The organism is Sporosarcina sp. P2, from assembly GCF_002743255.1.
Taxonomy (GTDB): domain Bacteria; phylum Bacillota; class Bacilli; order Bacillales_A; family Planococcaceae; genus Sporosarcina.
On record NZ_PDYY01000006.1, the window covers coordinates 1 to 21,482 of the forward strand.

A 21,482-nucleotide genomic window follows, 5' to 3' on the forward strand; every position below is an offset into this window, starting at 1 on the left:
TCATGTGAGTCCTCCTTGGTTATTATTAGGGGTCAAGTAGTCGATGCCTTGACACCCCCGAATCATACCAAGGGGACTTTTCTATTTCAATAGGGCTCCACTAACCAAACAGGAATGCTCCGGGAGGATCAGCGTGAGTTCGAGACCCTGGACTGAACGTAGTGAAGGAAGCGGCTCGGGCCACGCCCTCCGGAAAGCGTCCGCCTGGAACGTCGGTCAACGGCGCCCTCCCCTTAGCCATGGCCCCTGAACTTGAACTTCTTCCATAATAAAAACGGAAAGGAGTCTAAACGACCCTTTCCGTCTATCTTTATATCTTCTTAAACACCAACGAAGCATTATGCCCACCAAAGCCAAGCGAGTTACTCATTGCATACGTAATATCTGCCTTACGCGCTTCATTCACTACATAATCCAAATCACACTCTGGATCCGGCGTCTCATAGTTCATCGTAGGAGGTAAAATCCCTTCCTGCAACGCCTTCACAGTAAAGATCGCTTCAATACCACCAGCCGCGCCAAGCAAATGACCCGTCATGGATTTAGTCGAACTCATCGCCAACTTATACGCATGATCACCAAACACAGTCTTTGCTGCCATCGTCTCAAACAAATCATTATACGGCGTGCTCGTTCCATGCGCGTTAATATAATTGACTTGCGTAGGTTCAACGCCTGCTTTTGCCAATGCCTGTTGCATCGCACGCGCTCCGCCTTCTCCGCCTGGTGCTGGTGCTGTAATATGGTGCGCATCTCCTGTTGAACCGTAGCCAACGATTTCTGCATAGATCTTCGCTCCACGTGCTACCGCATGTTCATACTCTTCCAAAATCAAAATACCTGCACCTTCACCCATTACGAAGCCATCGCGGTTTTTATCGAACGGACGGGAAGCTTTGCTAGGATCATCATTTAAAGATAACGCTGTGCTTGCAATGAAACCTGCTACTGCAAGTGACGTAATAGGCGCTTCAGTTCCACCTGTGATCATGACGTCTGCATCTCCGCGAAGGATTACTTCAAATGCATCTCCGATAGAGTTTGTACCGGATGCGCAAGCTGTTACGGAACAAGAGTTGATTCCTTTAGCACCCGTGAAAATCGATACCTGTCCTGCAGCCATATCCGGAATCATCATAGGAACGAAAAATGGACTGACGCGTCGGTACCCTTTTTCGAGGAATGTATTAAATTGTGTCTCATGTGATTCCATTCCGCCGATTCCTGAACCAATCCAAACTCCTGTACGAAGCGCTAGGTCGCCTTCAAGTTCCAGGTTCGCGTCTTTCATTGCCATCATTGCTGAAGCAACTGCATAGTGCGTGAATCGATCCATTTTACGGGCATCTTTGCGGGAAACGTATTCCTCAATATTGAAACCTTTAACCTCTGCCATTACGCTGACCGGGAATTTCTCCTGATCCAGTCTTGTCATCGTGTCAATACCTGATTTCCCTTCTAACACGGATTTCCAAGATTCTTCAGCCGAGTTACCTACCGGAGAGATTCCACCGATACCCGTTACCACTACACGTCGTTTTTCCAATTTCAAACTTCCTTTCTATTGTCAACTTTTATTTGCCAGGCTATTTACTTACCCCATTTTATACATAAGCCGCCCCATGTCAAGCCGCCGCCGAATCCTACAAGTACAATCACATCATCATCTTTCACTCGACCTTCTGCTAAATCGTCTGTCAATGAAATCGGTATAGATGCAGCCGATGTATTTCCGTACTTATGAACCGTTTTCGACATTTTCTCAACCGGCAAGCCTAAACGTTCACGTGACGCTTCCATAATACGAATATTTGCTTGGTGAGGAATCAGGTAGTCCACTTCGTCCGTCGTTAAACCAGCTTTTTCAGCGACACTGACTGCTGTTTCGCCCATTTGACGTACCGCAAACTTGAATACTTCACGGCCATTCATTTCTAAATATTTGTCATGATGAAGATGTTTTCCACCTGAACCGTCTGCACCCAATTCAAATGAAAGGATTCCTCTTCCTTCACTAACTTTCCCAACAACTGTCGCTCCTGCGCCATCTCCAAACAAGACAGCGGTATTGCGGTCTTCCCAGTCAACGATTCCCGATAACTTTTCCACACCTACTACTAAAACATAATCATACGTGCCAGATTCAACAAATTGCTTAGCTGTTACCACGCCATACATGAACCCTGCGCACGCTGCAGAAACATCCATTGCTGCTGCGTTCTTTGCACCTAAACGTTCCTGGATCATCGATGAAACTGACGGGAAAATAGTATCCGGTGTAACCGTAGCTACCAAGATCAGACCGATTTGATCAGCACGAATATCTGCTGATTGTAATGCGTTTTTTGCTGCTTCAAATGCCATGTCTGATGTTTTAATATCATCTGATGCGATTCTACGCTCTTCGATTCCCGTACGCGTCCGAATCCATTCGTCTGAAGTATCTAAACTTTTTTCTAAATCTTCATTTGTTACAATAGTGGGCGGAACATATTTCCCCATTCCTAAAAGTCCAGCTCTCATTTCATCTACCCCGTTCCTTATCATCTAATATTAGTACCTGGTAGTAATTATAGAAGAAAAAATATGTTTTTTCAAGACGAGGACACTTTTTCGTCAAATATAATACATATATTGTTTTCAACGATTTAGTTTGCTATGGTATGATGTATTATGAAATAGACTAGTCGAGGTGAAAATCATGCACTATATTATGACATTTGTTTGGTCGTTCCTCTTGGTAGCTATGTTAAACTACGTTGCGGGCTCCATTGGTGGCAATGCATTTGACTTCATGGCGGGCGTTACCGTCTCAATCGTTTTGGCTGTACTTGTATTGATTATCACTGCAATCATTCCAAACGAATCTCCAGCAGACGTTTGATTTACGATCAAAAAGCGTAAGAACTGTTCACCAGTTCTTACGCTTTTTATTTTGATCTCATCGGACAACTTCTACAACTAATTCCCCTTCGTGCATGGAAAGTTTGATTTGCTGTCCTTCTACAAGACCACCTCGTATTACTTCTTTCGCAACTTTCGTTTCCACATGTCGTTGAATGAATCGTTTTAACGGCCGCGCACCAAAGTCCGCATCTGCTCCTTCACGAACAATCCAGTCGAGTACTTCATCATCATAGACGAGCTCGAGATCCTGCTCTTCCAGACGACCAACCAAATCACCGAGCATCTTGTTGGTAATTGCTTTAAATGAATCTGTAGTCAATGAATGGAAAATGATGATATCATCCATTCGGTTCAGTAACTCAGGTTTGAAATGACCGCGAAGAGCTGCCATGATCAGATCTTCTTTGGCATGTTCAGTATCCTCCAAATCATTCTCAAGTAAATAAGCGGACCCGATATTCGATGTCATGATGACGACAGTATTTGTAAAGTTTACTAATCGTCCTTGACTATCTGTAATACGCCCATCATCTAGAATCTGCAGTAAAATATTTGCCACATCAGGATGCGCTTTTTCAATTTCATCCAACAATACTACGGCATATGGATTTCTTCTAACCGCTTCCGTTAACTGACCGCCTTCTTCATAGCCGATGTATCCTGGAGGTGCACCGACTAGACGTGACACACTGTGTTTCTCCATATACTCAGACATATCGATTCGCACGAAATGATCTTCCGAATCAAATAACGTAGCAGCCAGCGTTTTCGCAAGCTCTGTCTTTCCTACACCAGTAGGCCCTAGGAACAAGAACGACCCAATAGGCTTATTCGGATCTTGTATCCCAGCACGCGCACGCCAGACAGCTTCAGTGACGAGTTGTACTGCGTTGTCTTGTCCAATGACACGTTCTTTCAAAGTTTCATGTAAGCGCAATAACTTCTCACGCTCGCCTTCAACGAGTTTCGTTACCGGAATGCCTGTCCAGCGAGCAACGATAGAAGCAATTTCTTCTTCCGTCACTTCTTCACGTAAAAGACGTATATCTTTTGTTCCTTCTAACGGACTTTCCAATTCTTTTAATTCTTTTTCCAACGTCGGGATTTTACCGTACTGTAATTCAGCGGCTTTGTTTAAATCAAAATTACCTTGCGCTTCCTCAAGTTCACGGCGGTAGCGATCAAGTTCTTCCCGTTTTGCTTGAATAATTTTTAATGCCGCTTTTTCCTTATCCCACTGCTCTCGCATATCTTTTGAAGAATCCTTCAAGTCTTGCAGCTCTTCTCGTAAAGTCTGAAGGCGTGACTGACTCATCGTATCTTTCTCTTTACGTAATGCTTGCTCTTCAATTTCGAGTTGCATAATTCTACGAGTCACCGCATCCAGTTCAGATGGCATCGAATCAATTTCTGTACGAATCATTGCGCTCGCTTCATCAATTAAATCAATCGCTTTGTCCGGCATGAAACGCTCAGTTAAATACCGATCAGACAATGTCGCCGCCGCAACAATTGCACGGTCATGAATACGCACACCATGATGCAATTCAAAACGTTCTTTTAATCCACGCAAAATCGACACTGTATCTTCTATAGACGGTTCACGTACCATCACTTGCTGGAATCGTCGTTCAAGTGCCGGATCTTTCTCGATATACATCCGGTACTCGTCAAGCGTAGTTGCACCAATACAGTACAATTCACCACGTGCAAGCATCGGCTTCAACATATTCCCCGCGTCCATTGCACCTTCTGTTTTTCCAGCACCTACTATAGTATGAATCTCATCAATGAACATGATGATTTCTCCATCACTTTCTTTCACTTGTTTCAAGACACTTTTCAGACGCTCTTCAAACTCTCCACGATACTTCGCACCCGCAATTAGCGCACTCATATCCAGCTCGAAAATCTGACGGTTTTTCAACCCTTCAGGCACATCACCTTTTACAATACGCTGTGCCAATCCTTCAACAATCGCCGTTTTACCGACTCCCGGCTCACCGATTAAGACTGGGTTATTTTTTGTCTTTCTCGATAATATACGGATTACATTTCGAATTTCTTCATCCCGGCCAATAACCGGATCCATTTTCCCGTTTTTCACTTCTTCCACAAGATTGCGACCGAATTGCTCTAGTGGTGAGCGCTGATCTTCTTGCATTCCATCCATACGCATATACATCCGCCTCTCATTAATTTGACTTTGACTATCTTTGATTAATTTAATTATAGTATATTTTTTGCGTAATGTAAAAGATTAACACTCGAATGAATGTACGTTTGTTAGATAAAAAAGGTCGCCCGCAATTATGCGAGCGACGTGTATTAAACTAGTTGGCGAGACGCAACGACTACCCCGTCTTCATCCGCGTAAACATAGTGACCTGGTGTCCATTCAACGTTTCCGAAATGAAGGACTTCCTCTTTCTGCCCTTCGCCACGTTTGATACTTTTCACGGGCATGCTGCCAATCGCCATGACACCGATTTCCTGTGTACCAAGATCCGCTGTGTCGCGTGCACAGCCATAGATAATAACACCCGCAAGTTTACGATCTTGCGCGATTTCGCCGAGCATGTCCCCCATGAGTGCGCAGCGTTTTGACCCTCCGCCGTCTACAACCAATACATTGCCTTCCGGAATCGTTTGTAGTGCTTCCTTTACTAACACATTGTCTTCAAAGACTTTTACTGTTGAGATCGGCCCCGAGAATCTCTTGTGCTTTCCGTAGGATTTGAACTCTACTGTGCACACTTGCAGTTCGTCGATGAAGTCATCACACAGGTCTGCTGTTTTAACTGACATTTCCCATTCCCCCTAGTACATTCTGTTTGACGCTACCCTATTCCTATTCGACAAAATCTTGCATTTCCTTTTTTATTGTAAATATTGTTATCTAACTTAAAAGGGTTTGCCAGAGTGAGTTACTTAGTGTTCGTCATGGGATGGAAGCTCCAGCTGGGGACGCTTTCCTGAGGGCGTGGCTTGAGCCTCCTCGTCCGCTTCGCTCCCTGCGGGGTCTCAAGGCGCACGCTGATCCTCCAGGAGTCGCCCCAGCTTCCGCTTCAATCCTACTTATTAAAGTGGGAGAATTAGATTACGCACTGGCAAGTGGGTATGAATTATTGTTATCTCTTAAAATAGGGTAAATTCAAGTTCAAGTTCAAACTAAATTTAAATCCTAACTTCAAAGCACAACAACAAGTGGCTCCCACTCACCCCGTAAGGGATTGGTGCGAGAGCCGTTGCGAAGTACGGCTTTTGCGAGCATAAGCGAAGCGTTGGGAGCACATCTTTGCACTAGGAGGAATGCTCCGGGAGGATCAGCGTGCGCCTTGAGACCCTGGACGTAGCGAAGCGAAGGAAGCGGCTCAAGCCATGCCCGCAGGAAAGCGCCCCCTCTGAAGCGCCAATCCCCACCCCAACAACCTGCCACCTACTCCATTCCTTTTCATTCTGACTCATAAGCCATTAAAAAAACCACACCATATAAAACGGTGTGGTTGATGTATTCTATTAACGTACGCCTAGTGCAATCTTGGCATAACGTGACATGTTATCGCGGGACCATGGTGGATTCCAAATGATATCTACCACTGTGTCCTTGACCTCTGGAAGTTCCATTAGCTCTTGCTCAATATTCGCTACAATTTGTGGACCCATTGGGCAACCCATTGACGTCAGCGTCATTGTAACTTTCGCGACTCCTTCGTCGAGCAACTCTGCATTGTAAACCAATCCAAGATTGACGATATCAATACCTAATTCAGGGTCGATGACGTTTTCCAACGCACCAAATAAATACTGCTTGATTTCTTCTTCTGTGTTCATCGGAATGCTCCTCTCTGCTGTGTAGTAATCTTATCTTACCAACATACTACCTTGCACGCAAATGGTGTGCAAGCCAATCGACTGATGCAAGCATTCCTGGACGTGAAACGGAGTGGCCTGCATTTTCGTCAGGCATCCACTTCAAAAGCTCTGGCTGCTCTACGTAATCCTTTTGAATTTCCTCGTAAAATTCTTTCGTAAACTCAAACGGTACCATCGAATCTTGTTCTCCGTGCCAAATGAAAAGTGGCCGCTGATGTAGTCTGCCTGGATTTTGTGATAGATCTACTTGATCAAGCGCTGCGAATAGTTGCTCGCGTTCTTCTTGAGACACCGGGATTTCCCTACCGCCACGCTCTGCGTAAGAAATTTGTCCTTTCGCTAAGCGCGTGAATGCAGGTGAACCCATCATCACGGAAGCTGCGTCGACCCAATCATAATTCGCGAGGCAGCCGAATGTCGTGATTCCACCCATTGAAGTACCACCCATGCCGATTAATGTTTCGTCATCGATCAATTCTCTTTTATATAGTTCATCATGTAAAACATCTGCTTCTTGAATAGAAGTTAACACGATGTCCCAAAAGCTTAATGCTAGTTGAAACTCATCGAGTGATTTTGAACGTTCCCCATGCAGTTTAGCTTCGGGTAATATCACACGAATTCCTTGTTTTGCCAGATTGTATGCGTAGTGTAAATTATGTTCTTTCGCACTAGTAAATCCATGAAAAAATAGTACAACAGGAATGCGTTCTTTCTCTTTTGACTCTTCCACGATATGAAGTACCGGGATCTCTTGCCATTTTTCTGAACGAATAATCATGACGATTCCTCTTTTCCTACAATCATTTACTGTTATGTTAGAATAGCAACATGTAACAGATAAGACAATACCTTCGCCTTATCACTCATTTTTTTGACTTACTTACACCGTTAACGATAAACTATAAAGACATAACAATCTGAAAGTATTAGCACTAGTAGGAGAGGATTTTTTTGAAACCACATTTGATTGTTTTAGATTTAGATGGAACATTATTGACGGATGAAAAAATCATTTCACCCAAAACAGAACAGACACTTCGTAAGGCTGTTTCGCAAGGCCACCACGTCATGATTGCGACTGGACGACCATACCGCGCTAGTGAAGTCTATTACCAGCAGCTTGATCTGACCACACCCATCGTCAACTTTAACGGTGCCTTTGTTCACCACCCTACCGATCGTTCATGGCAAACTATTCACGAAACGATTGCGTTACCAGTTGTCAATGAAGTAGTAGATGCCATGCAGAACTTCCCAGTTAAAAATATCATAGCGGAAGTCATGGATGACGTCTATGCGCAGTATCATGATGAACGATTTTTAGACATTTTAAACTTTGGTAATCCACTCATCACTGCTGGTGATATTCGGAATTCATTAAGAACCGATCCAACAAGCTTGTTAATTCAAGCCGACCCGTTAACAGTTGATCCGATTCGACAGCATCTTGAAGACTTGCATGCGGAAGTCATCGATCACCGTCGTTGGGGAGCTCCATTTGACATCGTGGAAATAGTACGTCACGGCCTCAATAAAGCTGTAGGCATTGACGCGGTTGCGAAATGGATGAACGTACCGGTTGACCGAATCATCGCATTTGGAGACGAAGACAACGACCTCGAAATGATCGACTATGCTGGGGTAGGTGTCGCAATGGGGAATGCGATCGACCGTTTGAAATCCATTGCAGACGAAATAACCGACACGAATAATGAAGACGGAATTTCACGTATACTAGAAGAGCGATTATCCTTACAGAAAAACATCGTCGTATAAGGGGGAAAAGAAATGAAAATTTTTGCGGATAGCGCTTGTGATTTACCATTAGACTTCTTTACAGATAACGAAGTAGAACTATTCCCGTTAAGCGTTCTTCTAGACGGCAAAGAATACGAAGATATCGTCGAGATCAACTCCAAGGAAGTTTTCGATGCGATTCGCGAGGGACAACAACCAAAGACATCCCAAGCTTCACCCGATAAAATGATGACCAGCTGGAAAGACCTTGCAGCGTCCGGTGAAGACGGTATGTACATCGCCTTCTCCTCCCAACTGTCAGGAACATACCAAACAGCCGTTATGACGAGTGACCTAGTAAAAGGTGACAACCCTTCTATGAACTTGGCAGTAATCGACACACACTGCGCTTCACTTGGCATTGGTCTACTTGTAAAAGAAGCGGTCCGTCTGCGCAACGAAGGCCTCGGCATGCGAGAAATTGAACAAGAAATTCGCACCATGGCGATGCATATGGAACATCTATTCACAGTAGAAGACCTGGACTACTTGGCAAAAGGTGGTCGTGTATCTAAAGCGAGCGCATTTTTCGGCGGCCTGCTCAATATTAAACCACTGCTTCACGTAGAAGACGGAAAACTCGTCCCAATCGAAAAACATCGGGGACGCAAAAAAGTCCTACGTCGTATGATTGAAGTGATGGAAGAACGCGGCAGTAATCTTCAACAACAAACCATCGCCATCAGCCACGGCGATGACCTGACCACTGCCAAAGAGTTTCAGGAAATGATTCAAGAAGTCATTCAACCAAAAGCAATCGAAATCCACCAAATAGGCTCCGTCATCGGTTCACACGCCGGTCCCGGAACTATCGCCCTATTCTTCCTCAATCACACAAAAAACGAATAAAAAAACAGCCTGCATACACCGCAGACTGTCCAAGGCTCAAGACTTGTTCCAGTATCAGGAACTTTTCTTGAACCTTTTTCTTTTGAACTTTTTTGAACTACTCTTTAATTTCAATGGAATACGCCAGTTGATCGTAAGTGTAGGGTGGCGACTCCCGGAGGATCAGCGTGCGCCTTGAGACCCTGGTCAGGTGCCTTAATTTCTGCAAAGTACACAGAAATACGGCAAAGCAAACCCTTCGCTTTTCGCTTGGCTCAAGCCACGCCCTCGGGAAAGCGTCCACCCGGAACGTCGATCAACGGTGCCTTACCCCTTACTTCTTCTCTCTAACAGCTTCCTCAGTCCGACCCTGCTTACCCTTCCGTATAACCATATACAAGAACAAGACAAACAGAACAACTACCATAATCGAAGCAATCAGATAAGGCGTATTAAATCCTTTATCCTCCTCGACGATATATACTTCCGCCAACTCACGATCAAGGACCACGTGATACTTATTATCCTTCGTCTCTTTAATCAAATCTTGACCAAGCACGCCACGAAGTTTCTTATTCTCCCCAAGCTCAGCAGGATCAAGCTCCAAGCTTTGCACTTTCGACGTATTATTGAGCGCAATGATCCACTTCTCATCTTCAGAAGATCGTTCAAATACGACAAATCCGTCTTTATTATGCAAAATCTTGAAATCACCTGTACGAAGTGTTTCCGAATCATTTCGAAGAGTGTTTAGATCACCAATCCACTCATGTAACTCCATATCGGTTTTAAAATTAAAGAACGGATGAGATTCCGGTGCTTCTTTACCATTCACGGCTATTTCCGTTGCGTAAGGAACTAGTGGAACTCCAGGAAGCATGAATTGTGCAACCGTTGCGACTTTCCAACGTGTCGGTGGGAATTGACGAAGTTTCACCATTTTATATGTAAAACGCGGTCCAGTTAAATCATCAAGTTGCAGTAATTTACCTGCATCGTCATTACTAAACTGATCCAATGAAGAAGTATCTGGATCTACTTGCACGAATGATTCCTGAATGGCTGCACTTTGTTTTTCAGCCGGTACACTGTCAAATGACGCATCACTCTGTTCATTTGTAATCACGTATAACCCCTTGTTCGCATCCTTCACGGCTTCAATCATGTTGTTTAGGAACTCCGTATTCGCATGATCAAGTAATGTCAAACGAAGCCCGTCCAACTCATAATCGGAAACAAATTGTACAGCAGCATCCGTCAGTTCTTGCTGTACAGCTGGATCGCTAACATCACCTACTAAAGGAAAATCCGCCATAATTTTTAAATCATTCGCATGCATCTCTTCAATTAATGCGATGAACTCTTCCGCTGTACCGAAGTGCGGCTCAATCTCATAATAATCAAGAACTTCATTTCCATCATATGAAGCTGTTTTGAAAACCGGTCCGACAGAAATCATCGTAAAGTGCATGTCGATCAAGTGTTGCAATCGATTGCTGATTCCGGCAAAATCGCCACCGTTAAACGCAGCTGGATCTTGTGCGTTCACTTCGATATCATTTGATTCGATCCCATTATTGAAACGGTCGACAAGTAAATCATAGATACTTTCGTCGCTGAAAGCCCGGTCAGTATCTGCAAAAGCAGGTAGTGCTATCGAAAGGGCAAGCATACACGTTGCCAGTAGTCCGATTATTCGTTTCACTTTAGTATATCCTCCTCATACAAACTCTTCTTTTAGTTTATCAAACGGTTACAGACCATGCCATTCTTTCTCAGAAAAACCTGTGACGCATTCTGTAAATACGGCAATCTTGTGAAAGTATAGTTTCTGAACCAAAAAAACAGTGGAGGAAAGATCCCCCACTGCTTGCGCGCATTAGTTATCGTCTTCAGCAAAGAAGTCCAGATCCCGTTGTTTACGCGCACTGACCAAAACGGAGATAGCAAACAGTGCCATCAGTAACAGGATCACAATCAAAAATATCCAGCCAGCCTGTGTTGCCATTGGCTCATCTCCTATACTAGTCAGTAATTATTATGCGAAAAAGTTGAAACCTACCGGTAATTTGAAACCTACGAACATCGTTGCAAGTAATGCGATGATGAAGAGAATCCACATAAGACCTGTGTTCTTCCCTTTACTACCGCGAACCAGAACCATTTCCATAAATCCGATTGTCAGAATACCGAGGACAAATTTGATGCCATATAGCATAGAATCAATACTCATATGCTTAAAGAATAGCGCAGCTCCCGTGATGATGATCAATACATAGAACAGACGCAAAATCATATGTGTAATCTTTTTTCCTTTTGTTCCATTTGCCATGCTTGCTGTAACGAAAAAAAGTACAATGCCTACTACCCATGTAAAAATATGCATATGGGTTGTATCAGTTAAAAATCCCATTTCTTCCACCTCGTTATTTGTCTAGTCGATTAATATCCTACCATATCTTTCAAACTACGACTATTCTGAAGCTTATTTCATAGACCTGCCTATTATTCAAAACGGTTAACTAGTGTACCAATGCCTTCGATGGATACCTTTACCGTATCGCCCTTTTTTAAGTAGGTCGGTGGTGTCATACCTTTACCAACACCCGCTGGCGTACCTGTCAAGATGACATCACCTGGCTCTAATGTGACATACTTAGAGATTTCAGCGATCAACTCATCAATTTTGAAAATCATATTGGAAGTATTGCCATTTTGGCGCACTTCGTCGTTCACTTTCGTTACAACTGATAAATTTTGCGGATTGGGAATTTCGTCTTTCGTCACCACATAAGGACCCATCGGACAAGAATCGTCTAAACTCTTTCCTAGGAAGAACTGTTTGTGCTCTGTTTGAATATTACGCGCAGTAATATCATTACCAATTGTGTAACCAAACACGTAATCATACGCCAGCTGCTTAGGAATATTTTTGCCTGTCTTACTAATAACGACAGCCAACTCTCCTTCATAATCCAATGAATCCGTCACGTCACTATGGATCGATAATGTTTGCTCGTCTCCTGCAATTGATGTTGGAGACTTGGTAAATAGCATCAATTTCTCAGGTGCTTTTGATCCAAGTTCCTCTGCATGGTCAAGATAGTTCTTACCAACACACAAGACGTTTTTCGGTGTGCGTGGAATTGGAGACAACCATTCGATGTCTGTGAACGCATGCTTGAACTGCTCTACATTGCCTTCAACTTCAGTTTTCTCTACCAATTTACGAACTTCCTCCACAAAATCCATCCCATGTGAAACGCCTTCAATCATCGTTTTGGGGAAATCAGTTTGTTCCAAAGCTTCCGCCATAGCGAGTAGATCCCATACAGCTTCCTCACGTTTAACTTTTGGTCCGAATAAAGTCTGTCCTTCGTAACGGAATGACAATAATTTCATTTGAATACCCAACCCTTTCCATGTGAATTCACATATTCCTATGTTACGACAAAATCTACTTTTTTTCCTCTTTAACGACGAAATTCTTTCCGTAAGACCACTTCCGCCACATAGCTTCTAGTGGCCCCATTCGGAAATTCGTCAACCATACCTGCGCTATAATGAGCTGAATCGCAAAAATCCCGAGTGCCAGCCACGTGCCGGTCACTATATCTACTTTACCATACAGACCTACTCCATATGAATAAAATATCATCGTCGCAATGATTGACTGCATAATATACGTCGTAAACGCCATTCTGCCTACATTTGCAAACGGTTGTGTCATTCTTTTCAAAAACGAAACTTGAAACAGCAATAAAAATAATGCTGCGTAGCCAAGTGTCAGAATGGGGCCACCCACTATGGATTGAATGAGTAAGATATTCTCAAATTTCGGCCCGTCCCAGCTTGGAATGTTTTTCAAGGTTATGCCAATCGGAATGAATACTAGCATCGCAAGAAATAACTTTCCTTTCAACGCATACATACGCTCAATCATCTTGAATTTCGATAACGCTGCACCGAACATAATCAAAGGCAATATGATAAAGACTGCTGTAATCGAACCGACGATTTCAAAAGTAATAAATTCATTCAAACGGAAAGCTAGGATTTCTCTGAATGTTCCGTTTCCATAGGAGGAAATCGCACGTTCGATCTGTTGTGTATCCACGAATCCATCCAACATACTCGAAGTGGACTTACTGCGAGTCAGCGCCAATATACCGTACAACAATAGCGTGGGCACAAAATATATCACGAGTGAAAGTGTCAACAACCACTTTTTTGGAATACGGATCACCGCAATCATGATGAACCCCATCAACGCATAGGTGAACAAAATATCCCCTGACCAAATGAGCAACGCATGCAGCAAGCCAAAAATCAATAAAATCCCCATACGGCGTGCCATGAATGGCGCGAACTGTGTATGATTTCTCCATGACTTCTCATACTGCATATTCACACCATAGCCAAATAACATGGCGAATAGCGGATAGAAACTAGCTTCTATAAACACATCGATAAAATGAAACATCGACTGCTCATGCGGAATGGTATACCACGAATACGGATCCATATACGCATACGGTGAGTGGAAATGAAGCATATTCGCAATCAATATCCCGAGTAACGCAATACCTCTCAAATAATCAAGTGCTTCCACTCGTTCTGTTAAAGATGTAGGAGTCAACTTCAAACATATTCCTCCTGTAAGCGAATCATTTTTGCTCCACTGAATAAGTACAGCACCATTTCTTTAATTTCGATGGAAAGAATGGATTCCAACACATTCTTATACAAATTTAACTGAGTGCCATACCGAACTTGCATTTCTTTGGCAATCGCCGCATCAGAACGAAACTTACTGACATCGTCCGTTTTATAATCCACGAGTACCCACTCGCCGTCTTCATGAAATAGACAGTCGGCAATACCTTGTAACAACTGAAATTCACCTTCAACAGCTGGCAGCGCATAAGTAAACGGCATTTCACGCAACACCTCATCGGCTTGCTTCATCCGTTGGCCTAGTGACGTCTCGAAAAATGCTACAATCGCCTGAACGTCAATCGCAGCTGCTTCTTCTTTAGTCAGCAGTTCACGTGTTTCAAGCTGCTTGACAAATTTTTTGGCACTCGTTTGATCGAGTCTCTCTTTCAAATCCAGATGCTGCATGACGGTATGCATCGCGGTTCCGATTTCCGCTGTCGTCAATGAACGTTTCTGTAAAAACGATGGTCGTGCATGAAGGTTTGAGATGCGTTTTGTGGCGCCTTGTTCCATTTCTTCAAAGGGATCCGCGTCTCCTCGTTCTAACTCAAGCAACGCAATCCGCTTCAACTCACTGACGGATTGTTTCGAAGATAATTCCACCGCAAATTCAAACGGATAATGCGCATCAAAACGGCTTCGCACTTCTTCCACCAACTCGGGATCCGCCATGGCATTTTCCTGATCGACAGGTATCCAGTCCTCAATCTCCACTTCATTCGTATGATGAAAAGCAGAAAATGGCAAAGCATTGACTTCCCATGATGACGAATCCGCGATTAGTTCCCCGCCTGTCATCTTACCAAACTTACCAAAATCCATATGACGCGCAACGGCTGGTCCTATCCAGTCGAGGTAACCGGTTGCCCGTGACCGTGTGTATTCCGGCAAAGGATCCTCTTCATCCAATAACTGTGCTTCTTGCCACTTGTTTATCGTCTTTTCAATGTCTTTAACGGAGGCAATCAATTCCAAATGCTCTTTAGCACGTGTCATGGCTACGTAGAGTACGCGCATTTCCTCTGCTCGCATCTCTAGCTCCTTTTTCTCTTTAATCGCTAGAAACGGTAGTGACGTAAACATGATTCGTTTATCCGGATCGATCGCTTTGACGGCGAGTCCGAAATGCTGATCAAACAAATACGGATTATGGAAATCCATTTTATTAAACGGACGTCCCATTCCCGCTAAAAATACATACGGGAATTCTAGACCTTTCGATGAATGAATGGTCATGATCCGCACGACGTTTTCCTTTTCGCTCAAGAACCGCGCTTCCCCAAGATCATCTCCGCGTTTACGCATGCGGTCGATAAATCGAAGGAAACGGAACAATCCACGGAACGACGTCTTCTCGTAGGCCATCGCCCGGTCATGTAATGCACGCAGATTGGCTTGGCGCTGTTTACCGTTTGGCAAAATCCCAACCATTTCGTAGTAATGCGTATCTTGATATACTTGCCAGACCAATTCTGATAACGAACCGTGCCGGGCCATATTTCGCCAATCTTCAAGTAATAGGAAAAACCGTTGAAGCTTTTGCTGTGTAGCAGGATTCACTCCCGCACCACCTGTCTGCATGAATAATTGCAGTGCTTCATAAAACGTCGCATTGCGATTGACGAGGCGAATTTGCGCGAGTTCATTTTCGGTCATGCCAACAAATGGCGCACGCAACACCGACACGAGCGGAATGTCCTGGTATGGATTATCAATGACACGCAATGTATTAAGCATAATCATCACTTCAATCGCGTCAAAATAGCCTGAAGATAAAGATACATAGACAGGAATCCCAGCGGCTTTTAGTTCATCCGCAATTTCACTCGACCACGTCATCGACCGCATGAGTATGACAATATCCCGGTATTCGAGCGGACGTTGTGTACCACTGAATGCATCCGCTACCTGCGCCTGCTCATCTTTCCACGCCTTGATCTTCTGTGCAATACACCGCGCTTCCACTTGGGATTTCTTCAGCTCTTGCTGGGCTTCTTCCTCTTGCGACATGTCATCTTCTTCATTCTCATACAAAATCGTCAAGCCCGCAGATACGTCTTTTTCGGGATATTGCGCACCGTATTTTAACGCGGCCGCGTCATCATACTCTATTTCTCCCACTCGCGTTCCCATGATTTGCCTAAAAATATAGTTCGTTGCATCAAGGACTTCTTTACGGCTCCGGAAGTTGGCATTTAAGTCAATTTTTAATCCTTGATTCTCTACTTCAGATGTAAAGCGATCATACTTCCCTAAAAATAAACCTGGTTCTGCCAAACGGAATCGATAAATTGACTGCTTGACGTCCCCTACCATAAATAAATTGCCATCTACTTCTCCGCCTTGCTTCACTAACTGCAAAATAGCTTCTTGTAAGAAGTTGGTATCTTGATACTCGTCTACCAATACTTCCGCAAATCGATTTCGGTAATCGTTCGCAATATCGGAAGGTACTCGCTCCCCGTCGACTTCTTCGGATAAGATCTGTAACGCATAATGTTCGAGATCCGAGAAATCCACTAAGCCGCGTTCTTCTTTCAACGTTTGGTAACGCGCCGCAAAATCCTCTACCAATCCGACGAGCGTGTGCATAAGTGGTGCCATCAAACGAATTTCTTCTAATAATCTGGCAGGTGTGCGAGTAAAGTACGTATCTTTTAATGCAGTGACCATTTTCTTCACTTGATCACGCATCGTCTTACCACGTGCAGCCAAGTCTTCATCACATGTACCTTTACGAATCGTACCTGCTTTGACCCACTTCAACGTCTGGAAATACGCAAAGGCATCTTCCCACTTCCCGTGAAACATATAGTCGAGCGCTCCGTCAATCCATGCTTCATCAGCTTTCGCGGTTTCAAGCAACGGTGCCGGTCCGTCATTCATTTCTGCTACTCGCTGCAAATCGCGCGCAACCGTCTTAGCTTCTTCAAGCGTATGCTGAATCGATACTTTCAGCGATTCGATGAACGACAATTCGTCAATCGTCGCATCCTCACCAATTTCATATTGCTGTGGAATGAGTTCTAGCCACTGCGATGGATTCGGATGTACACGGGAATAATCATAGAGTTTATCAATCAGCGTCTCGATCGCCTGATCATTCCGGTCTGCTGTGAAACTATCACTCAAACGATAAATGGCTTCCGGATCGGGCTGACTGTAGGCATCTTCCAACACAAGGGCAATCGTGTCATCACGTAAAATCGCCGCCTCTGTTGCATCGGCAATACGGAATCCGGGGTCTATATCCAATACATATGAATACTGTCGAACGACTTGCAGACAAAATGAATGCAACGATGAAATCTGTGCTTTATTCAGTAAATTCAACTGTCTGCGCAAATGGACGGAAGAAGGATCCTTGACGATTGCTTCTTCGAGTGCACTAGCCATACGGTGACGCATTTCGGCAGCCGCCGCATTTGTGAATGTCACAACGAGTAGCTGATCCACGTCTATCGGGTGTTCCGTGTTCAATACTTTTTCAATCATCCGCGTGATGAGGACTTTCGTTTTCCCTGAACCTGCTGCGGCAGATACGAGAATATCTTTACCGGACGCGTGGATTGCTTTCCATTGATCGTCCGTAAATGTCTCATGTGGCGGCTTATCTGGAATTCTCATCTGGATCGATCTCCTTCCTCATCATTTCTAGTGATTCTTCCGGCTTATAGGCCGAATAGTTCCGTGTAGGCTGTGTCGGATCTGTACTATCAAACTGACAAATTGACTGATACGAACAGAACGTGCACGGCATATGTTCTTTTAGGCGGTACGGATAGACACGTGTATCACCTGACAGCATGCCGTCTCCTGCCTGCTGATGTTTCTTGCGGACAAATGAACGTAAGATATTAATATCTTCAGGAGGCACGACTTTCGAATTCGAATAAAACGAGCCGTCTTTCTTTAATCGTGCTGGAATAATTAACGACTCACTTTCAATATGGTCATCCATCGCCAGTGCAACGTCCGCATCTTCCACTATATAGCCTTGCATTTTATAGGATTTCAATAACTCTTTTTCCACAGCCTCTTCGTTTAACTCTTTTGTCAAACGCAACATCGGATTGTGAACATACATATAGAGCACACCTGCGGGATTTGCGTAAACGCCGAGCCAATCTTCCGCATGCTCGAGTGCAACATCTAGATACGTCAGCATTTGTAGCGATAAGCCATAATACACTTCGGTCAAATCAAGCGCACGGGCTGACGATTTGTAATCGACTACTCGCAAATAAGTCTGATCGTCTTTTTTCATCGTATCGATTCGGTCGATTCGTCCTCTAATATGCATCTGTTGACCATTTTTCAAATTGATTTCAAGCGGTGCGATTTCTTCATCCGGACCAAAACCTGCCTCAATCGCAATCGGCGTAAAGCTTGAATTACGCGCCTGCGACTGTAGTGCACGGATCGTCCGTTGAATAATTTGCATCAACTTTCGTTGTATATACGCATAGCGTGGACTCGACAATAAAATTCTATGGAAGAACTTTGGCGCAAGTGCATCGATCGCTTCACGACCTAACTGCCAGCATTGTTCTTTCGTCAACGCAGCCCAAGACAAACCTTGGCGCATGACTTCGTCAGATACCCATTTCAATGCCGCATGGAATAAATCCCCGATATCCGGTGCTTCCAGCTGGAATTCAAAACGCTCTTGCAAATTCAGACCATATGTCGTGAAATGTTGGAACGGACAACTGTAATACGATTCTATCCTGGATACACTCGTTGTAAAGGACGAACCATACAAACCTGTCGTCAGTTCCGTATCGAGCAACTCGGTTTTCTGTCGCTTCAATGCGGGTTGAACGATGGACTCTATAACTGAAGACCACAGTGGATCTTCCTTATAATACGCTAGAACCGCTTGCCATTCAGGTGCGATTTCTTCCTGTGTTGAAGCTTGGCGCATCATACGAATCGCGTATGACAGCGCAACGTCTGGATGTTCGATATAGGCAAGCTTGTCTTCATCCTCGGATAACTCCGTTGGTTCCATGACAGCGATCTCCGTAGGTATATTCGATACAATTTGCTGTAATCTAGGAATGTAAAGTGATGGAATTAACGCTTTCCCTTCTTCATCCGCAATGGGATAACTGACAGTCAAACGCGCACTCGCTCCGGTAAACGCTCGATACACCATATACGATTCACGCATGAGTTGAAGTTTGGTCGTAGGTGCGAGAGTCATGCCGATTTTACTAAACAACTCTCGGTCACTGTCCGAAAGTAACCCTTCATGATCATTACGCAAAGGCAATACCCCTTCATTCGCACCGAGAACAAACACCGCTTCAACATCCATCGCATTGAATAACTCTATCGTCGTCACAGTGACTTGATCGAGCGAAGGCGGAATCAATTTGAATTCTAGCGTATCGAATCCTTCATCCAATATTTTAATGGCTTCTGCAATCGGCAGTTCTTTCTCCCCGAACATCAGCACAAACTGTTCCAGCACATTAATCCAACTCGTCCACGCTTGTTCATGTTCCGCTGCTGCTTGCAAACGATTTATTGTATGTTCCGTTTGCTGCAATTCTATTATTTTATCGTAAATATGAAGAGATTCTATTGTGTAAAACAGCGCTTCTGCCACGTCTTGACCGGTACGAGCAGACGTTAACTTCTGCTGTAACTGCTCAATCGGTTCACGAATCCTATCGCGGGTCTCAGCAAACTCTGCTTGAGTCGCGAGTTCTTCATCCGTCTGTACGGTACGGACTTTTTCCAGACCTCTATAGCGACTGACCTTCCAACGCTCTTCATCTTGCCAGCGGGATTTACCATGGATTCCTTTAGCCAGTACGAAATTCTCCAAACGGTCTGCCCGCTCTCTCCACACTTGTTTACTTTCATTGATCGGGAAAAACAAATCCGTCTTCACTGCCCTAAACACCGCTTCATACGACCAATCTGTCCGCACCGCCTCAAGCAATGAACGCACAAATTCAATCAACGGATGATGAAGCATCGGTTTCTTTTGACTAATGAACACAGGAATATCATATTGCGTGAAGATGTTCTGGATCAATTCGTTATAGACATCCGGTTGACGATTGACAACCGTCATCCCACGGTAACGCTTGCCTTCACGCATCATCTTGCGAATCGAACGCGCCACTGCATGAACTTCCGCGCGGCGATTCGACGCTTCAATTAGTTGGATTGCGCTTTCTGATTCAAACGATTCAGGAGGATAGTGATCAAACTGCTCTTCCAAATGCACCAATTCTTTACTGGAAAAGCGTTTCAACTCTGTCAAATGAATACGTTCTTCACGATCGACTGATTCACTATAGGCCAGCTGCTGAAGCGTTTCATACTGTTGCTGTGCTGTATGGAATAATTCATGCTCGCTGTTATGCACTTTTTCCTCCATTGGTAACACGACCGTAACGCGCTTCGTATATTTCATTAATTGTGTAATAATTGTGTATTCCTGTGTCGTGAAATCGCCGAATCCGTCTATATAGATCGACGCATCCTGCAGCCACTCCGAATGCGCTAACTGTTCAGCTAACGCATTTAGTTGCCCTTCACTGTCCATATAGGTCGTTCCGAGACGTTCTTCTATTTTCTTAAGCAACAAGTGCAAGTCATGCGCTTTATCTTGCAAAATTCGAGGAGCTTGCTGATCGGCAAGCGAAGTCATCAATTCGGAAAATGCTTGCTGATCGATACAATATTTACTGAATTCCTTCATGATGTCACTTATTTGCTCAGCGAACCCGTGCTTCGAAGCCGCTTGCTTAAATAGCTTGAACGATTCCTTATTGTCTTCTAGCACACTGCGTACGAGCATGCGATAGCCGAAACTATCTACCTCTTCACGTGTAATGCCGCCGACTTCCTGCAGGACCCGCCATGCAAGACGCTTGAATGTCAATACTTGGGCACGGATCATACCAGTCAATCCAGATTTGACGGATAAGCTATATTCCATCGAGTACGATAGCTGATCGGGTACGATGACGATAATAGGCGCTCCCATCGGCCGTTCTTTCAATTCTTCCGCAATTTCCTGTTCAATAAAAGTGGTCTTTCCTGTCCCGGAGCGACCTGTAATAAAGCGCAGTGACATAGTTCTCTCCCCTTTCGTTGGAAGTTGGGTTTATATAAGTTCATTTAGTAAGTTAGTAAGCAGCTCTGGGTTGTGGTTCTGCACGTGTTTTATCTATTTGCGGTTGGTCAGGTGTTTGTTGTTTTGCTGACCGTGTTAGTTGAGATTTCATTGTCCCACTTCGTTGCTCGTGGATGGCTTTCGCAAGGCGCCTTCGTTAGATTATGCGTAGGACAATTCATCCACTTTACTCTCAAGAAATAAATGATAG

Annotated in this window: 16 protein-coding genes; 3 read left to right on the forward strand and 13 right to left on the reverse strand. The window is 44.2% G+C overall.

Translation table 11 applies throughout. The features are described from left to right. Nucleotides 1-310: 310 nt before the first annotated feature. Both fabF and CSV67_RS07795 read right to left on the reverse strand, forming a co-directional pair. Nucleotides 311-1,546 (reverse strand): beta-ketoacyl-ACP synthase II, encoded by a 1,236-nt coding sequence (fabF, locus tag CSV67_RS07790; RefSeq protein ID WP_099631036.1) that lies wholly within the window; start codon nucleotides 1,544-1,546, stop codon nucleotides 311-313. Between the two features lie 44 nt (nucleotides 1,547-1,590). Beyond that, the gene (locus CSV67_RS07795) at nucleotides 1,591-2,523 is read right to left on the reverse strand and encodes a beta-ketoacyl-ACP synthase III (RefSeq protein WP_099631037.1); all 933 of its coding nucleotides are present in this window, start codon (nucleotides 2,521-2,523) and stop codon (nucleotides 1,591-1,593) included. A gap of 190 nt (nucleotides 2,524-2,713) precedes the next feature. Here CSV67_RS07795 and CSV67_RS07800 point away from each other — a divergent pair, with 190 nt between their 5' ends. Continuing rightward, entirely contained in the window at nucleotides 2,714-2,884 is a 171-nt protein-coding gene (locus tag CSV67_RS07800) for a DUF2929 family protein (protein WP_233192577.1), read from the forward strand. A 57-nt stretch (nucleotides 2,885-2,941) separates the two neighbouring features. Here CSV67_RS07800 and CSV67_RS07805 read toward each other — a convergent pair whose 3' ends face one another. The 4 genes from CSV67_RS07805 to CSV67_RS07830 form a co-directional block, all read right to left on the reverse strand. After that, nucleotides 2,942-5,080 (reverse strand): ATP-dependent Clp protease ATP-binding subunit, encoded by a 2,139-nt coding sequence (locus CSV67_RS07805; RefSeq protein WP_369803165.1) that lies wholly within the window; start codon nucleotides 5,078-5,080, stop codon nucleotides 2,942-2,944. A 155-nt stretch (nucleotides 5,081-5,235) separates the two neighbouring features. Then, nucleotides 5,236-5,715, reverse strand: coding sequence for a ribonuclease E activity regulator RraA (gene rraA / locus CSV67_RS07810; protein WP_099631040.1), 480 nt, complete (start codon nucleotides 5,713-5,715; stop codon nucleotides 5,236-5,238). A 711-nt stretch (nucleotides 5,716-6,426) separates the two neighbouring features. Then, entirely contained in the window at nucleotides 6,427-6,741 is a 315-nt protein-coding gene (locus CSV67_RS07825; RefSeq protein ID WP_029052483.1) for a metal-sulfur cluster assembly factor, read from the reverse strand. Between the two features lie 46 nt (nucleotides 6,742-6,787). After that, entirely contained in the window at nucleotides 6,788-7,564 is a 777-nt protein-coding gene (locus CSV67_RS07830) for a prolyl oligopeptidase family serine peptidase (protein ID WP_099631043.1), read from the reverse strand. A 173-nt stretch (nucleotides 7,565-7,737) separates the two neighbouring features. On the opposite strand from CSV67_RS07830, the gene CSV67_RS07835 reads away from it, so the two are divergent. Further along, nucleotides 7,738-8,562, forward strand: a complete 825-nt coding sequence (locus CSV67_RS07835; RefSeq protein WP_099631044.1) for a Cof-type HAD-IIB family hydrolase — start codon at nucleotides 7,738-7,740, stop codon at nucleotides 8,560-8,562. Nucleotides 8,563-8,574: 12 nt separating this feature from the next. Next, nucleotides 8,575-9,432, forward strand: a complete 858-nt coding sequence (locus CSV67_RS07840; protein ID WP_099631045.1) for a DegV family protein — start codon at nucleotides 8,575-8,577, stop codon at nucleotides 9,430-9,432. Between the two features lie 313 nt (nucleotides 9,433-9,745). Here the strand turns inward: CSV67_RS07840 and CSV67_RS07845 are convergent, their stop codons facing one another. From CSV67_RS07845 to addB, 7 genes are all read right to left on the reverse strand, one after another. Next, nucleotides 9,746-11,116, reverse strand: a complete 1,371-nt coding sequence (locus tag CSV67_RS07845) for an alpha-amylase family glycosyl hydrolase (RefSeq protein WP_099631046.1) — start codon at nucleotides 11,114-11,116, stop codon at nucleotides 9,746-9,748. A 174-nt stretch (nucleotides 11,117-11,290) separates the two neighbouring features. Then, nucleotides 11,291-11,419 (reverse strand): hypothetical protein, encoded by a 129-nt coding sequence (locus CSV67_RS16995; RefSeq protein WP_255397341.1) that lies wholly within the window; start codon nucleotides 11,417-11,419, stop codon nucleotides 11,291-11,293. Nucleotides 11,420-11,449: 30 nt separating this feature from the next. Next, entirely contained in the window at nucleotides 11,450-11,824 is a 375-nt protein-coding gene (locus CSV67_RS07850; protein ID WP_099631047.1) for a YisL family protein, read from the reverse strand. A gap of 92 nt (nucleotides 11,825-11,916) precedes the next feature. Continuing rightward, nucleotides 11,917-12,813, reverse strand: coding sequence for a fumarylacetoacetate hydrolase family protein (locus CSV67_RS07855; RefSeq protein WP_099631048.1), 897 nt, complete (start codon nucleotides 12,811-12,813; stop codon nucleotides 11,917-11,919). 55 nt (nucleotides 12,814-12,868) lie between these two features. Further along, the gene (locus CSV67_RS07860; protein WP_099631049.1) at nucleotides 12,869-14,056 is read right to left on the reverse strand and encodes a DUF418 domain-containing protein; all 1,188 of its coding nucleotides are present in this window, start codon (nucleotides 14,054-14,056) and stop codon (nucleotides 12,869-12,871) included. Next, a complete protein-coding gene (addA, locus tag CSV67_RS07865; protein ID WP_099631050.1) occupies nucleotides 14,053-17,757 on the reverse strand; it encodes a helicase-exonuclease AddAB subunit AddA in 3,705 nt (1,234 codons plus the stop codon). Before addA ends, CSV67_RS07860 begins: the two co-directional genes overlap by 4 nt. Next, nucleotides 17,741-21,232 carry a helicase-exonuclease AddAB subunit AddB gene (addB, locus tag CSV67_RS07870; protein WP_099631051.1) on the reverse strand — a complete coding sequence of 1,164 codons (3,492 nt, stop codon included), beginning with the start codon at nucleotides 21,230-21,232 and terminating at the stop codon, nucleotides 17,741-17,743. Before addB ends, addA begins: the two co-directional genes overlap by 17 nt. Between the last annotated feature and the right edge of the window lie 250 nt (nucleotides 21,233-21,482).

Coding starts and splice junctions, on each gene's coding strand:
- CSV67_RS07795 (WP_099631037.1), bottom strand. CDS start 2,523: ATGAGAGCTGGACTTTTAGGAATGGGGAAATATGTTCCGCCCACTATT.
- CSV67_RS07800 (WP_233192577.1), top strand. CDS start 2,714: ATGACATTTGTTTGGTCGTTCCTCTTGGTAGCTATGTTAAACTACGTT.
- CSV67_RS07805 (WP_369803165.1), bottom strand. CDS start 5,080: ATGGATGGAATGCAAGAAGATCAGCGCTCACCACTAGAGCAATTCGGT.
- rraA (WP_099631040.1), bottom strand. CDS start 5,715: ATGTCAGTTAAAACAGCAGACCTGTGTGATGACTTCATCGACGAACTG.
- CSV67_RS07825 (WP_029052483.1), bottom strand. CDS start 6,741: ATGAACACAGAAGAAGAAATCAAGCAGTATTTATTTGGTGCGTTGGAA.
- CSV67_RS07830 (WP_099631043.1), bottom strand. CDS start 7,564: ATGATTATTCGTTCAGAAAAATGGCAAGAGATCCCGGTACTTCATATC.
- CSV67_RS07840 (WP_099631045.1), top strand. CDS start 8,575: ATGAAAATTTTTGCGGATAGCGCTTGTGATTTACCATTAGACTTCTTT.
- CSV67_RS16995 (WP_255397341.1), bottom strand. CDS start 11,419: ATGGCAACACAGGCTGGCTGGATATTTTTGATTGTGATCCTGTTACTG.
- CSV67_RS07850 (WP_099631047.1), bottom strand. CDS start 11,824: ATGGGATTTTTAACTGATACAACCCATATGCATATTTTTACATGGGTA.
- CSV67_RS07855 (WP_099631048.1), bottom strand. CDS start 12,813: ATGAAATTATTGTCATTCCGTTACGAAGGACAGACTTTATTCGGACCA.
- addA (WP_099631050.1), bottom strand. CDS start 17,757: ATGAGAATTCCAGATAAGCCGCCACATGAGACATTTACGGACGATCAA.
- addB (WP_099631051.1), bottom strand. CDS start 21,232: ATGTCACTGCGCTTTATTACAGGTCGCTCCGGGACAGGAAAGACCACT.